Source organism: Methylomonas sp. HW2-6 (assembly GCF_052474525.1).
This window is the reverse complement of record NZ_CP184124.1, coordinates 1,058,355-1,073,424: the sequence shown is the minus strand read 5'-3', so window position 1 is coordinate 1,073,424 and position 15,070 is coordinate 1,058,355. Positions and strand designations below refer to the sequence as shown.

Annotated in this window: 15 protein-coding genes; 6 read left to right on the top strand and 9 right to left on the bottom strand. The window is 56.1% G+C overall.

Annotated elements, in window-relative coordinates:
• Positions 1 to 29 precede the first annotated feature (29 nt).
• The 4 genes from ACH518_RS05950 to speA form a co-directional block, all read right to left on the bottom strand.
• A complete protein-coding gene (locus ACH518_RS05950; RefSeq protein ID WP_445372972.1) occupies positions 30 to 566 on the bottom strand; it encodes an REP-associated tyrosine transposase in 537 nt (178 codons plus the stop codon).
• Between the two features lie 629 nt (positions 567 to 1,195).
• Positions 1,196 to 2,515 (bottom strand): UDP-glucose dehydrogenase family protein, encoded by a 1,320-nt coding sequence (locus ACH518_RS05945; protein ID WP_445372232.1) that lies wholly within the window; start codon positions 2,513 to 2,515, stop codon positions 1,196 to 1,198.
• A 28-nt stretch (positions 2,516 to 2,543) separates the two neighbouring features.
• Positions 2,544 to 3,398 carry an NAD(P)-dependent oxidoreductase gene (locus ACH518_RS05940; protein ID WP_445372231.1) on the bottom strand — a complete coding sequence of 285 codons (855 nt, stop codon included), beginning with the start codon at positions 3,396 to 3,398 and terminating at the stop codon, positions 2,544 to 2,546.
• Positions 3,399 to 3,431: 33 nt separating this feature from the next.
• Positions 3,432 to 5,255, bottom strand: coding sequence for a biosynthetic arginine decarboxylase (gene speA / locus ACH518_RS05935; RefSeq protein ID WP_445372230.1), 1,824 nt, complete (start codon positions 5,253 to 5,255; stop codon positions 3,432 to 3,434).
• 81 nt (positions 5,256 to 5,336) lie between these two features.
• On the opposite strand from speA, the gene speE reads away from it, so the two are divergent.
• The 4 genes from speE (at position 5,337) to ACH518_RS05915 (ending at position 8,682) form a co-directional block, all read left to right on the top strand.
• Positions 5,337 to 6,182 carry a polyamine aminopropyltransferase gene (gene speE / locus ACH518_RS05930; RefSeq protein ID WP_445372229.1) on the top strand — a complete coding sequence of 282 codons (846 nt, stop codon included), beginning with the start codon at positions 5,337 to 5,339 and terminating at the stop codon, positions 6,180 to 6,182.
• A gap of 178 nt (positions 6,183 to 6,360) precedes the next feature.
• Positions 6,361 to 7,329, top strand: a complete 969-nt coding sequence (locus ACH518_RS05925) for a GGDEF domain-containing protein (protein WP_445372228.1) — start codon at positions 6,361 to 6,363, stop codon at positions 7,327 to 7,329.
• Between the two features lie 216 nt (positions 7,330 to 7,545).
• Positions 7,546 to 7,953, top strand: coding sequence for an exosortase system-associated protein, TIGR04073 family (locus ACH518_RS05920; RefSeq protein ID WP_140914099.1), 408 nt, complete (start codon positions 7,546 to 7,548; stop codon positions 7,951 to 7,953).
• A gap of 33 nt (positions 7,954 to 7,986) precedes the next feature.
• Entirely contained in the window at positions 7,987 to 8,682 is a 696-nt protein-coding gene (locus tag ACH518_RS05915; RefSeq protein WP_445372227.1) for an OmpA family protein, read from the top strand.
• A gap of 46 nt (positions 8,683 to 8,728) precedes the next feature.
• Here ACH518_RS05915 and ACH518_RS05910 read toward each other — a convergent pair whose 3' ends face one another.
• The 5 genes from ACH518_RS05910 to ACH518_RS05890 all read right to left on the bottom strand — a co-directional run bounded on the left by ACH518_RS05910 (position 8,729) and on the right by ACH518_RS05890 (position 12,809).
• The gene (locus ACH518_RS05910; RefSeq protein WP_445372226.1) at positions 8,729 to 8,932 is read right to left on the bottom strand and encodes a hypothetical protein; all 204 of its coding nucleotides are present in this window, start codon (positions 8,930 to 8,932) and stop codon (positions 8,729 to 8,731) included.
• Positions 8,929 to 9,210 carry a late competence development ComFB family protein gene (locus ACH518_RS05905; RefSeq protein WP_278209806.1) on the bottom strand — a complete coding sequence of 94 codons (282 nt, stop codon included), beginning with the start codon at positions 9,208 to 9,210 and terminating at the stop codon, positions 8,929 to 8,931. Before ACH518_RS05905 ends, ACH518_RS05910 begins: the two co-directional genes overlap by 4 nt.
• A gap of 110 nt (positions 9,211 to 9,320) precedes the next feature.
• Complete coding sequence (locus ACH518_RS05900; protein ID WP_445372225.1) at positions 9,321 to 10,154, bottom strand: VPLPA-CTERM sorting domain-containing protein; 834 nt, start codon at positions 10,152 to 10,154, stop codon at positions 9,321 to 9,323.
• A gap of 246 nt (positions 10,155 to 10,400) precedes the next feature.
• Positions 10,401 to 11,600, bottom strand: coding sequence for an ABC transporter permease (locus ACH518_RS05895; protein ID WP_445372224.1), 1,200 nt, complete (start codon positions 11,598 to 11,600; stop codon positions 10,401 to 10,403).
• A gap of 3 nt (positions 11,601 to 11,603) precedes the next feature.
• Positions 11,604 to 12,809, bottom strand: a complete 1,206-nt coding sequence (locus ACH518_RS05890) for an ABC transporter permease (RefSeq protein ID WP_140914105.1) — start codon at positions 12,807 to 12,809, stop codon at positions 11,604 to 11,606.
• A gap of 363 nt (positions 12,810 to 13,172) precedes the next feature.
• Here ACH518_RS05890 and ACH518_RS05885 point away from each other — a divergent pair, with 363 nt between their 5' ends.
• Positions 13,173 to 14,150 (top strand): helix-turn-helix transcriptional regulator, encoded by a 978-nt coding sequence (locus tag ACH518_RS05885; protein WP_445372223.1) that lies wholly within the window; start codon positions 13,173 to 13,175, stop codon positions 14,148 to 14,150.
• Positions 14,151 to 14,180: 30 nt separating this feature from the next.
• Positions 14,181 to 15,068 carry a DMT family transporter gene (locus ACH518_RS05880; protein ID WP_445372222.1) on the top strand — a complete coding sequence of 296 codons (888 nt, stop codon included), beginning with the start codon at positions 14,181 to 14,183 and terminating at the stop codon, positions 15,066 to 15,068.
• The last annotated feature ends 2 nt before the right edge of the window (positions 15,069 to 15,070 follow it).

Below are 15,070 nucleotides of genomic sequence, written 5' to 3'. Positions count from 1 at the left end.
ACGCAAACAAACCGCGCTGCGGTCATCAGCTAAAACCAATCCCGATAGATCGACAACAATCCTTCTTGCCCCGCATAATTCCGGGCACTCGAATACCGCCAATGCTCCGGCAAATCGACATAACCACGTTTAACCGGATTCAGGTGGATGTAATCCAATTTCTGCTGCAAAACATCGGGGCTGTCGATCAGCTGCGGGTGACTACCTTCTTCCCACAATTGATAATCCCGATCAGTTTTATGCGCCTTGCGAAACCAGCTCAATTGCTTCAATAAGCGCTCGGCATTCATAGCTTGCAAATAATCGATCAACTGCCGCGCGGTATAAGACTTGAAGTGGGCTATTTGATTGGGTAAATCGTCAGCTTGTACCAGCAAGTGCAGATGATTTTCCAGAATGACATAGCCGTAGATTCGCCAATTGTGCATTTGTTGGCGGTAGAGCAAAGCGTCCAGCACGATTTGCACCGTAGTCGGACGCGTGAATAATGGTATCCAGTTCAGTACGGTGCAGGTTATGAAATGGGGATGGTCTGATTGGAGAATGCGGTAACGGCTGCGGCCCATGAATTTGACCTCGTTTAATAGCTTGGTCATTGTTACCGCTGGCGCGGATTGTCTGCATTCCCACGCGGCGCGTGGGAACGAGGAAAAGAATCACCAAAGCCTTTCAAGTCCGCGATGGTATTTCCCTCGTATGCCGCGCCCAGCACCGGAGCTTTCGTCGGAATCAGCGTGATAAGTCCGATTAGCTTAAGCGTAATCGGACTCATGTTGGATTTAAATCTTTCGACATACGCGCTATCGGTAATAGATCAAAATCCCTCATTCCTCCGAATACGCTTCGCTATTCGGAGCTACTCCACCAATCCCACGACGGGGCTTCTCCCGTATGCCGCGCCGAGCACCGAAGCTTTTGAACGGAATAGCCCGAAGGGGTGCGGCATGGATGCCGCACGTTGACGAAGGGGCAGGAGCCCCTTTCGGCAACCCCGTTCAAAAGCTTCGGCGCGCAGGGAATAAGCGGAATCCGGGTGTCGTTTCTTTTGGATACTTTTCTTTGGACAAGCAAAGAAAAGTATCTCGCCCGTCAGTGCGAGAACCGACATTAAATCAAGCCGTCGCGCCAGCGACACACCTCAACTTCGATAGCCCTTCGACAAGCTCAGGGCGAACGGAATCCAAGAAAAAACTAATCAACGCCCAATCGCGTAATACTGCAACCCAAACTGCTTAACCAACCTCGGCTCATACATATTCCGCCCGTCGAATATCACCTTGTCCTTTAACAAATGCCCCAAGTCATCAAAATCCGGGCTGCGGAATTGTTTCCATTCGGTAACGATGACCAGCGCGTCGGCATCGTTTAGGGTTTCATTCTGTTTCGCGCAATAAACCAAACCGGCCTTGTCGCCATAGATCCGCTGCGCTTCTTGCAGCGCTTCCGGATCGTAGGCCCGGACCACGGCTCCGGCCTCGATCAACGCTTCCAGCAATACCCGGCTAGGTGCTTCGCGCATGTCGTCGGTATTGGGCTTGAAGGCCAGGCCCCACAAGGCAAAGGTTTTGCCTTTAACGCCATCCGGGTAATGCGCGCTGATTTTTTCAAACAAGCGGTGTTTCTGCCGGTCGTTGACGTTCTCGACCGCACTCAGTAACTCGGCGTGATAGCCGTTGTCGCGGGCGGTGCGCTCAAGGGCTTTGACATCTTTCGGAAAGCAGGAACCGCCGTAGCCGCAACCCGGATAGATAAAGCTATAACCGATCCGGCTGTCGGAACCGATGCCGTGGCGCACCTGTTCGATGTCGGCACCCAACCGCTCGGCCAGATTGGCCAGTTCGTTCATGAAACTGATTTTGGTCGCCAGCATCGCGTTGGCGGCGTACTTGGTCAGTTCCGCAGAGCGGATGTCCATGGTAATGACCCGCTCGCGGCTGCGGTTGAACGGCGCGTATAGCGCTTTCAGCAGCTCGGCGGTACGCGGGTTGTCGGTGCCGATGATGATGCGGTCGGGCTTCATGAAGTCGTCCAGCGCCGAGCCTTCCTTCAAAAACTCCGGATTGGACACGACATCGAATTCCAAGCTTTGGCCGCGCTGGGCCAGCGCGTCGGCCACGGTCTGCTTCACTTTATCGGCAGTACCGACCGGCACAGTGGATTTGTCGACGACGATTTTGTAATCGTTCATGTGTTCGGCAATGCTTTTCGCCACCGCCAACACGTATTTCAAATCGGCCGACCCATCCTCGTCCGGTGGAGTACCGACGGCGATGAATTGGAACAAACCGAAATCGACGGCTTCTTTGACGTCGGTGGTAAAGCTTAGCCGGCCGGCGGCAACATTATCCTTGACCATTTCGTCCAAACCGGGCTCGTAGATCGGGATAACGCCCTGTTTCAGCTGGTCGATTTTCCGTTGATCGACGTCCATGCACAGCACTTGATTACCCACTTCGCCCAAGCAGGCTCCCGTGACCAAACCGACGTATCCACTGCCAAATACCGTAATTTTCATTGTTACATCTTGTAAGCTAATTGAAAGATCATTGCTGTTTTAACCGGTACAGCGCCGAGATATCCTCGTCGCCGTAACCCTCTGCCATTAGTTTGGCATAATCCGCCAGCGTTGCTGCCGTTAACGGACATGTCAGTCCAACCTGCGCCGCCATCCGTTCGGCGATGAGCAAATCCTTGTGATGCAGCGCCAACTTGAAACCCGGCGCGTATTGGTTGTTGGTCATGGTCTTGCCGCGATGTTGCAAAAACCAATTGCCGGCGGCCCCGCCCACTATCACGTCTACAACCTTGTCTAGCGGCAATTGCTGCGCGGCGGCGAACGCCAAGGCTTCGGTCACGGCCTGATTGATGCCGGCGCACATGATTTGGTTAACCGCCTTGCAAGCCTGGCCGGCACCAACGCCGCCCATGTGTTCGATCCGCGCGGTCATCGCGGTCAATACCGGCCGCACCCGCTCCAGTACTCCCGCGTCGCCGCCGACCATCATTGCCAAAGTGCCGTTTCTGGCGCCTTCTACGCCACCGGATACCGGCGCGTCCAGAAATTCCGCTTGTTTTTCGGCAAGCTTTGCCGCCGCTATTCTCGCGGTCTCGCCACTGACCGTAGACATATCGACGACCACAGTCCCCGGCTTGACGCCGATGCAAACGGCATCCACCACGTCGAGTACGTCTTGGTCGGCCGACACGCAAATCATTATGACCTCGGCATTGCCAGCGAGCTGTTCTATGCTACCGCAAGCCTCCGCACCCGTTTCCGCTGCCAAGGACGCAGCTTTCTCCACAGTTCGGTTATACACCGCAGCCAAATGACCGGCCTTGGCCAGATTGCGGGCCATGCCCAGCCCCATTGCCCCCAAACCGATAAATCCCGTTTTCATCGTCTGCGCCCGTCCTGTGTCACTCTAAGGAAGCTATTTTTCCAAGTAGGTATAAGCGTTCAATCCGGCCGACAACTCCTGTTCGAAGCCGGCTTTCTGTTCTGCCGTCAACGCTGCGCCGTCCAGTTTACGCCGATAAGCGGCTTTCAGCGCCTCGGCATCGATGTGCACGTAATCCAGCAACTCGCTGACATCTTCGCCTTCCATAAAATCGCTGAAGCGGTAGCCGCCGGCCGCCAGTTCGACGTTGACCGAGTGAGTATCGCCGAACAGATTGTGCATGTCGCCCAGGATTTCCTGATAGGCGCCGACCATGAAAAAGCCGATCAAGTAATCTTCGTCATCGCCGATTGCGTGCAGCGCCAAGGTGTTGCTGATATTTTGCCGATCGACATACTGGTCGATCCTGCCGTCGGAATCGCAGGTCAAATCCTGCAATACCGCACGCCGGATTGGTTGCTCGTGTAAGCGGTGAATCGGCATGATCGGGAAGATCTGATCGATGCCCCAGATATCCGGCATCGACTGAAACAGCGAGAAATTGCAAAACACCTTGTCCGCCAGTTTTTCGTCGAGCTCCTGCAAAATTTCCCGATGATGGTGGTTATCCAGATTCAATTGCTCCTGAATCTGCTGACATAATCCGACGTAGCGCCGCTCGGCCGCGGCCAAATCGGCTAAATCGATATCCCCTTGCACGAAACGGGCGCGGGCTTCGGCCATGTCGAATTGAGCATTATGATAAGCCTCGCTAACGTTATCGAAATGCTTGGCAACCAAGCCGGCTCCCTGCAACCGCTCGACTTCGGTGACGTTAGTGATCAGCACGGCATGGTGGGCGGTAATGGCCCGGCCCGACTCGGTGATGATGTTGGGTTGCGGCAAATTGTGCTGTCGGCTGACCTCGGCGAAGGCGCGGACGATGTTATCGGCGTACTCGGACATGCTGTAGTTGATCGAACATTCCCGCCGCGAGCCGCTGCCGTCGTAATCCACGCCTAAGCCGCCCCCGGCGTCCACTGTGCTGATTTCGGCACCGAGCCGACGCAATTGCAGATAAAACTGGCCGGCTTCCTTCAAGGCCAATTTAATGTCGTGAATGTTGGCGATCTGCGAGCCCATATGAAAATGCATCAGTTGCAGGCAATCCAGCATCTGCGCCTGGCGCAAGTACTCGACCAACTGCAGCACTTCACTGGCATGCAAACCGAATTTGGACTTTTCGCCGCCGCTGTTTTGCCATTTGCCGGCGCTGATGGTCGACAGCCGCACCCGCAGACCTATCAACGGTTTGACCTGCAGTTTGGCCGCTTCTTCCAGGATCAATTCCAGCTCGGACGGCTTTTCGATGACGATGAACACCGACAAACCCATCAGCTGGCCCATTAGCGCCATCCGGATGTAAAGCCTGTCCTTGTAACCGTTGCAGACGATGGTGCCGTTGGTTTTGGCCAAACCCAGAATCGCCAGCAACTCCGGCTTACTACCGGCTTCCAGACCGATATTGTCGGCAGACAGGATGGCCTCCACCACGTTGCCCTGTTGGTTGACCTTGATCGGATATACCGGCGTGTAATGTCCAGCGTAGCCATGAGCAGTTCTGGCCTGATCGAAAGCCTGCTGCAGCCGGCGAATGCGGTCGGGCAGAATATCGGTGAAGCGTACCAGTACCGGCAGATTCAAGCCTTTACCGCGCAAGGCCTCGGCCACTTCGAACAAATCGATTGCCAACGGATTGTCGCTGCTCGGTTTGACGCAGACATGGCCGTGTTGGTTAATCGAAAAATAACCGTCGCCCCATTGTTGAATCGCGTAAAGCTGTTTTGCCTGTTCAATCGACCATGCTTGTGCCGGCACTCAGGTTCCCCGTACTGTCATATAGATGCAGGGATTCTAAAGTATAATGCCGCGACTTTTATGACTTTTTGAGGACAACTCATGCTCGACGCCACCTGGTTCAGCGAAGCGCAAGAGCCGTCAGGCTCCGCCTTTTCATTAAAAATCAAACGCAAATTGCACGAAGAGCAGTCGGAGTTTCAGTTTCTGGAAATCTACGAGACCGAACAATTCGGCAATTTGATGGTGATTGACGGTTGCACCATGGTTTCGACCCGGGACAATTTCTTTTACCACGAGATGATGAGTCACCCGGTATTGTTTACCCACCCCGCCCCCAAAAACGTACTGATCATCGGCGGCGGCGACTGCGGTACGCTCCGCGAAGTGCTGAAACATCCAGGCGTCGAAAAAGCCGTGCAGATCGACATCGACGAACGCGTCACCCGCTTGTCCGAAATTTATTTCCCGGAATTGTGCGAGTCCAACCACGATCCACGGGCCGAGCTGAAATTCATCGACGGCATCAAATGGGTGAAGGATGCAGCGCCTAACAGCGTGGACATCATCATCGTCGACAGTACCGATCCGGTAGGCCCGGCGGCGGGCTTGTTCTGCGCCGACTTTTACAAGGACTGCTTCAGAGCCTTGACCGAAAACGGCATCGTCGTCCAACAAAGCGAATCGGCTTTGCTGCACATGCACATCCTGCGGGAAATGCGCGACGAGATGCGGGCCGGCGGTTTTAACCATTACCAGACCGTGTTCTTCCCGCAATGCATCTATCCATCCGGCTGGTGGAGCGCAACCATGGCCGGCAAGAACGCCTTCGCCGCGTTCCGCGAACAGGATGCAATCAACAAAGGTTTCGACACTGTGTACTACAACAGCGATATCCACAAAGCCAGTCTGGCGATGCCGGAGTTTTTCAAAAAGGCTTTTGCATAAGGCCTTGCCTTGTTGCCGCGGAACAGCCCTGCGGCAACAGCCGATTTAAAAGCTCGCGGCTTGCGAGCAATCGGCCTATCTGCGACACTGGGCGCCGTATCAGCAGATCACGAATATTGACCATGCAAAACCGTTTTTGGCCGGCCTCCGCTACCCGCTGCAACCGATTGGGCCAAGCATGGAATTTTCGCCAATCAACGTTACCGGCCGCGGCGCCACCCCGCCGAATCAGGCAATGACCGCCCCTCCCGATCCCACACTAAACGCATTTTCGAATACGCTGACCGGCAACCCCACCCAAACCGGCCGCGACGGCGCCGATTTGCAGCCTTACTTGGTAGTGCTGTCCGGCAGAGACCAAGGCAAACAATTCCCGCTGATGGCTACCCGGCACGTTCTGGGCCGCGAGCTTAGCGCAGATATCGCGATCGCCGACCCGAAAATATCGCGCCGCCATTGCCTGCTTTCGCTAGACGGCAGACAGGTGCATCTGGAAGACCTTAACTCCACCAACGGCACCTTCGTCAACAACCGACGCATTACCCGCCATCTCGTGCAACTACTGGATCGAATCCGCATCGGCGACACTTACCTGAAAATCGATTACAAGCTACCGAACGAAGCGCTGTCGGAACAGGCGCTTTACGAAGCGGCCAACATCGATTCGATGACCCAGGTCTTGAACCGAAACGCTTTTATTTCCCGGGCCCAGCAGGAGTTTTCGTACTGCAAACGCAACCGGAGCCGGTTGACGGTGATGATGTGCGACGCCGACCACTTCAAACTGACCAACGACAACTACGGCCATCTGGCCGGGGATCAGGTTCTACGCGATCTGGCGAAGATCCTGCAAGCGGAAATGCGCCGCGAAGATCTGCTAGCACGTTACGGCGGCGAGGAATTCATTATGCTGCTGCGGGAAATTTCCGCCGAAGCCGCGGTTGCGCTGGCGGAACGCATTCGAGTAACCGTGCTGCAACACTGCTTCCGCTACCAGAATTTCACGATCCCATCGACGCTGTCTATTGGCCTGTGTACCCGCCGGATCGATGGCACTATGGCGCTGGACGACATCATCCGCACCGCCGACGACGCCTTGTATCTCGCCAAAAAAAACGGCCGTAACCGGGTGGAAATCGGCCCGTGACCCGCAACCAGTCCGCCCCTGCCTGAGCCGGCACCGCTCACTCCTTCAAAAAACGGCTTCGATCAGCCGCCGCAACCCGGCCAAACCGCCGCTCTTGAGGTTTGCAATTGTGCCCGGCATGGGTTAGTGTCTGAACGCCAATGTGTTCGGCATTCTACTGCTATGCTTATAGATGCTAACCGGAATCATCATTGCAACACCATGGGAGATACTACAATGAAAAAAAACAAATTTGTCATCACCTGCCTCCTGACCGGCATGTTGCTGGCGCCGGCGGTCAATGCCGACGGCCATCAAAGCTACTTGTCCGGTTTCACCAGCAAAGTCAGCCAGGGCTTTTTTAATATGGCCGGCGGCATCCTCGAATTACCCAAAAATATCGTCAACATCAGCAGCGAACAAAACATCCTGCTGGGGATGAGTTGGGGTTTACTGCGCGGCGTAGCCCATACGGTTGACCGTACCTTGATCGGCGCGGTGGAATTTATTAGCGCCCCTATCCCTAGCGACGAGTTTATTTCCCCGGCTTACCCTTGGGAGCGGTTTAGCGAGGATACCCGCTACTTCGGTCTGCATTTGCCCGGCTACTGGACCCATTACGGTCCTCTGGACGACGGCGAATAAGCTAAGCGCTAAGAGTTTAAGGAGAATACAACCATGAAAAAACAATACATATATCTGCCTGCCGCGGCCATCGCCTTAACGCTGAGCGCTTGCAGCACGCCCAAGCAAGACACTTCCGCCCTGAAAGCCGAAATCGATGCGGCCATGGCCGGCCACTACGGCCAATCCATATTGCACCAGGAATTGGCGGAAGAAAGCCTGGAAACCGCCAACGAGATTCTGGAGCACTGGGAAAAGGGCTACTACTGGAATATCGACGAGAAACAAGCCGCACTGGAAGCCGCTCATGCCGCAGCCCAGCATCGGTTGGAGTCCGAAAAAGAAATGTGTGCGTGGCTGACAGAGGTGCATTCACATAACCACCATCACGTGGAAACCATTCATGAAACCGTGGCCTATTTCAAAACCGGTAGCCACGTGCCGTTCAAAACCAAGGAAGACACCATCAGCCATATCGGCCACTTTTTACACGACCACCCCGATGCCACAGCGACTGTTACCGCATCTACCGACACCGTGGGTAAACCGGCCGCTAACCAAGCGTTATCGGAAAGAAGGGCCAAAACCGTTAGCGAAATGTTGATTAGCAATGGCGCCAGAGCCACGCAATTGATCGTCAAAGCGATCGGCGAAGCGGGCGGCCCCGATAACACCGCGGACCAAAAGCACCGCGTCGCCGTGGTTATTTCCGCGCATCCTGATTATATCGACTGCCCTAAACTGAAATAACCCGCCAACCCGGCCCCGCCGTGTGGCACGGCGGGGCTGAATCTCGTCAAAACTCATCAGCCTGTTTTTTCTGTCGCTCGGCACTGTCGAACACCTGCCTTTCCGCCTGTTTGGCCTGCTGCAAAGCTTCGGCGGCGTTTTGTTGCGACCTGCCATTGGCCGATATGGTGTCCGAGGTCGATTCCGACTGCGGACCACTGCAAGCCGCCAGACAAGCGCCCAAATACAACACCGACAACCTGGACTTCATTCGGCCGATTCCCGATCGAGGCGCGGCCGGCTCAACACCTGTTGCATCGCTTGCTCGACCGCGGTTTCCACTGCGGCGACCATCTGCAAATAGTGCTCTTCGCTGACATTAATGCCTTTATCGATGGTATTGCGCACATAACACGGCGGCAATTTATTCAGTGCCAGACAAGCGACATCCTCTTGAAACGCCTGCCGGAAAGGCTCGTTAGATTGCTCGGCGAGTTTCCACAAGCGGTCGATGACCAACCGCTCATAGTAATTATTGATGTTCAGCATAATGGCCTCGTGGTCGGATGATCGGTAGCGGGATAAGCATAGCCGAGAATCCGCCGCCACGAAGCCGGCCGGGCCGCAACCGTCGACGCGGCTGGGCCGGCGCCGCCAGGTTACGCTAGCAAGGCCTGACGTTTCCGGCCAAGTCCCAGCAGCCCGGCCAGAGCGGTTCCCATCAACCAGACGCTAGCCGGCAAAGGTACCGCAGTCAATTGAAAATTCACGGGGAACGTGACCAACGTAGTCGTTGCCGAGCCGGAACCACTGTTCAATAACACACTACCAGCCCCCGGCAATTCGGTCTGCCCGCTGATGGTATCCGAAGCCGAGGCGGCAACCGCGGCGGAGAAATTCAATACATCGCCGTTATTGACGATCACTCCGACCGATAACACACCCTGTTTGCTGTCGGAAGTCAAACCCGGTTGCCAATAATTGCCCAAGTTTAGCGACTGCGCGGCGCGGGACTGGTGGTTTTGGGAGCCGGACACGTTGGTCAGATCGAAACTGACGCTGGCACTGGCCGCGTTCGTACCGTAACAGTAGTAATCGTAGCAATTGTTGCCGTTGATCTCGGCGCTGAGCGAATAATTCGCCGACAGCATCAGAAAACCGCTGCCGGATATCGTGAAATTGGCGCTGCGTTGCGCCGAAGCCGAGCCGCTACCTTGGCTACTGCCGCCTACACCGGCACCGAACGCATTCCCCGAAGTGGAGGTATCGCTGCTCCAACGCAGCCAATCGCTGGTGTTGGAATTGGAATTGCCGCCCAGTCCGCTCAGCGTGTAAGTCGGCGCGACGTCGCCCAAACCCACGGCCTTGATCGTAAGCGAACTCCAGTCGATCAATGCGGTAGCGTGGGTCGGCGAACTCCAGGCCGCACCGGCATTCATCGCCATTGCCAAACCGCCGAAAATTGCCAAAGAAGTTTTTGTTATGGTTCTCATAAATGACTAATCCTGTTCCATGTAAGTATTTTGAAAGCAAGCGAGCCACGATTTTCTCGTAGACTCAGTTGCCATAACGGCGATCCAAGCTTGAAAAGACCTTAAAAACCGGAGCACTTAGACCGCGCGCAATTGTCATGGCGCCAATGGAGAAATACTAGCCTGCGTGCTAAGCCGCCATAATTCGATGGCAGAGTGCGGGAATTTCGGGATCAACTGTAACAACAGAATTTAGCGGCCTTGGCCTCATTCGGCGCGCAAGGCATCCAACGGATTCAATCGCGCCGCTTTTATCGCCGGCGCCACTCCGGCTGCGGCGCCGATCGCCAACGATACTGCAAACGCCAGCGCGATGTAGTTCCAGGCCAGTTGCACCGGCAAAGCCGGCACCAGTAAGGCCACGAGTTTGACGGCACCTATGCCCAAGGCCACGCCGCCCGCACCGCCGGCCAGACTCAGCAGCACCGCTTCCGAAAGGAACAAGCGCAACACTGCAGCGCGTTCGGCACCTATCGCCCGCAACAAGCCGATCTCCGATACTCGCTCCGAAACGGCAATGGTCATGATCGTCAAGATCCCGACCGAGCCGACCAACAACGAGATTCCGCCCAAGGCCGCCACCGCCAGAGTCAGCACGCTCAACACCGAATCCATTTTTTCCAGCATCTGGTTCTGGGTCACGATCGTAAAATCCTCCGCACCGTGCCGAGCCAACATCCGCTGCCTGACAGCCTGCTCGACTCGCTCGACGCTGGCGTCCGCGCGATACAGCACGTCGATTTCCATCAGCCCCTGGCGATCGAACATCTCCATCGCTCTGGCGCTCGGAATGAACACCGTATCGTCCAGATCGAAGCCGAGCATCTGGCCCTTGCTGCGCATCACGCCAATCACCCGAAACCGATCGCTGCCGATACGGATGCGCTGCCCCAACGGGCTGGCGCCGCCGAACAACTCCTGCCGCACCTTACTGCCGAGAACGGCGAACGGTCTGGCGTTGTCGGCACCTTCATCGGGTAAAAAACGGCCGATATCGACGCCAATTCGCCACACCTGCGGCAATGCCGCACCGACGCCGAACACATTGCTGCGCCGTTGTTTATCGCCGGCCTCGACCCTGGCATTACCCTGTACCAGCGGCATCGCCGCCAACACGGATTCGACCGCGCCCAAACTTTCGGCATCGGCCGCCGTCAGGGGTCTCACCGTACTGATGGTGGCGCCGGATAAACCGAAGGTGGTGGTCTTGCCGGGATAAACCGCCAATAAATGGGTGCCGAACTGGGTGAACTCGCCTAAGACGAAGCCGTGGACGCCGCGGCCGATCGAGGTCAAGATCACCACCGCGGCAATACCGATGATCAGCCCCAACGCCGTCAGCAACGAGCGCTGCCTGTGGCTGCTGATGCTGCCGAGCGCGAGTTTGAACAAATCCTGCCAGGCCATCGCTCAGCGCCTACTCAATGCCGCAACCGGTTCGAGGGCCGCCGCCTTGCGGGCCGGCATCACGCCGAACACCAGCCCCGTTACCAGCGCTACCGCCAGTGCCGCCAACATGGCCCACGCCGGCAAGGCCACCGGAAAGTTCGGAAACCACCATTGCAGTGCCGCGAGGCCGACCCTTCCCAGCAAAACGCCGCACAACGCCCCAGCCAACGACAGTAATGCGGCCTCGCACAGGAACCAGCGCAACAATTGGCCGCGGGTCGCACCCAAGGCCTTCAGCAAGCCGATTTCGGCGGTGCGCTGACTGACGCTGACCAGCATCACGTTCATGACCAACACCCCGGCCACCGCCAAGCTGACTGCGGCAATCCCGGCCACGGTCAAGGTCAATGCCGTCAGGATTTTGTCGAAGGTATTGACCACGCTGTCCTGGGTGATGATGGTCACGTCATCTTCTCCTTCGTGGCGTAATCTGATGATCGCCCGCACCTCGTCGACCGCTTTATGCATTGCCGCTTCGGTGTGCGCTTCGATCAATATCCGAAACAGCGAATGACTATCGAATAAGGCCTGCGCCGATGCCACCGGCACAATCACCAATTCGTCGAATCCGGTACCGATCGACTGGCCTTCCTTAGCCAACACGCCGACGACCCGGAAGCGACGGTCGTTGATGCGCAGCCATTCCCCCACGGCTTTACGCCGGGCAAATAACTCGTCGGCGATTTTTTTGCCGATCACGCAAACCGGCATTTCCTTATCCGCTTCGGCCTCAGGCAAAAATACGCCTTGGGCCATCGTCAAGTGCCTTACCCGCAACAAAGAATGGGTCGAACCCATGATATTGGTTTCCCGTTCCAATCCCGCCACCGACACCGGCGCCGCACCGATGCTGACCGGCGCGATCGCGGCAACTTGCCGGCTGCGGAACAAGGCCGCGGCGTCGTCCAGCGTCAAATCGCGCGGCGTTTCGCCGAACAGCGGCGGGTGGCCGCCGGTGGTCTCGTTGCGTCCGGGCAATACGATGACCAGATGCGTACCCAACGATTCGAACTCATGCACCACATAACGCCGGGCGCTGTCGCCCAACGCGGTCAGTACGTTGACCGACGCTACGCCGATACTCATCGCCAGAATAATCAGTACGGCGCGCATCGGTTGGGTGCGGATGGCTTTGACAGCCTGAATCAGTAAATCTCGCTGCAGCATGACTTTTGCCGATACGGTGTTGGCGACAGTGTACCTCAAGCCGGATTTGCCGCATGTCGCAAAACGCCGGCAGATTGCCGCGGAGAACGGCTGACGACTTGGCCTGGCAAAGACGCCCGCTGGAGCCGGAATGGCAGACTGGTCTGATCCGCAATCGCCGCCAACCTTTGGTTGCAACCTTCAACATCTTTTCGAAAAAACCCTGCTGGAGATTATTAAATCTCCCTGCAAAAATAATTTGATCGGCGGCAGATAAACCGGCAAGCCGAGTAATTTTTTATGGTATAAAAATTTGCTGTCACAATTCGCAATAAAATTACCGAAAACCACGCCAAATAACACAGTTTAATAAGGGCCGATATTATGCTGGAAGCTGCCATAAAAACTACCGGACAATATAAAATCGATCAACACGATTTACCGGCGCAACAGTTGTCGGACCAATTACGGCAATCTTTACCTGACGCACTCGGTAGTGGCCATTCGGCAGTGTTCCCACTCGACACGGATTTGAGCTTTATCGAAACCCGCTACCGGCCAAACCGGGACTTGGCCGTCTCGACCCGGATCGAGCGGCAGGAGCCGCGTCTGGTAGTAACGCTAGGCATGCGGGGCTGCTCGCGTTTCGTCGAGCGCGGCGGCACCGCAATCGTTTTCAACGAAGGCTATACCTCGATTACCGCTTTTAATGCCAGTGACGGGGAGCGCCAATACCAAGCCGAATGCGAAATGTGGCAATTGCGTTTTTCTCTGACCAAAACCTGGCTGGACCAATATCTCGGAGAAAACGCTTCAGCAGCTTTATTTAAAAACGGCGGCATTAATTTATTAAGCCAGAAACCTATTTCCAGCACGGCGCTAATCGCCGCCGAACAATTAGTTTCCTGCAACGTTTCGACCCCGTTAAAACGCATGTTCATGCACGGTCAAGCGATGTCGATATTAGCCTCTGAATTAAATCCTCTCTGGCAAAACAGCATTCATCACCGGTCGGGCTTTACCGAAAAAGACCGGGCCATGGCTTATGCGGCCCGCACAATTTTAATTCAGGAGTTTCGCTCGCCGCCTTCGGTCGCGCAATTAGCCAAACGCGTCGGCACCAATCCATTCAAATTAAAGAAACTATTCCACCATTATTTCGAGAACACACCTTACGGAATAGTTCTGAACACTAGGATGCATAGCGCCTACCGCATCTTGGAAGCCGGCACCTGCCAAATCGATGTGGCCGCGGAGTTGGTCGGATATAATCACGCCAGTAACTTCAGCGCCGCCTTCAGCAAATATTTTGGAATCTCGCCCCGCCATATTGCCAAACGCCAGACCGCCGCATCCGGTTGAGCCCGTCCCGTTTAAGCCGGACGCGACGGCGTGAAGAATCCATTACCGTCGCCGAACAGCAAGTCCGGAATTCGCCGGGGCTTGCTGGACATGGTATTGGCTTGCCTGTTGTTTTCTCTGATGAACGCCAGCGTTTATGCCATCCGCGTCTTCGATGCCACGCTGCCGGCCGGCGTGATCAGCTTTTTCCGGATTCTGGCCAATTTGCTGATCCTGCTGCTTCCGGCTTTGATCCGGGGTCGAACCAGGGCGCTGCTCGGCGACGGCCGGCCCTCGCTGTGGTTACGCGGCTTATTCGGCGCTGCGGCATTAATGTTGTCGTTCGCCGCAATCGTGCGCATCGGCCCCGGCGAAAGCGCATTTTTAACCGCCAGTAGCGGTGTGTTTGTCGCATTGCTCGGGCCGCTGGTGCTCGGCCAGCACAACTCCTTAAGAGTCTGGCTGGCGATTATCGGCGCATTTACCGGAGTGTCTTTGCTGTTCGATATGCACGACAGCCACAATCTACTCGGCCAATCCATGGCCTTGTTATCCGGCCTCCTCTCTGCCCTGGCGTTTCTGATGGTGGCCCGGGCCGGTCGCAGCAACGCGCCGCAGACGGTGATTTTCTATTTTTGCCTGGTCGCACTGCCGCTGCACGCAGTCTATTTTGCGACGTTCGGCGCCGAGCTGCCGCGGGACTACCCGTCTTGGGGCTTATTGGGATTGGTCGGCGTATTCGGCAGCGGCGCCCAACATTTCATGACCCGCGCCTATCAGCGGGCGCCCGCAGCCCTGGTCAGTTCGGTCGGTTATTTGGCACCGGTTTTGAGTCTGGCCTGGGCCGTGACCCTGTTCGACCAAATTCCGGCCCAAAGCGCTTTGCTCGGCGCGGCGCTAATCGCCGTATTCGGCGTATTGCTGCCTTTTCTGCGTTGATT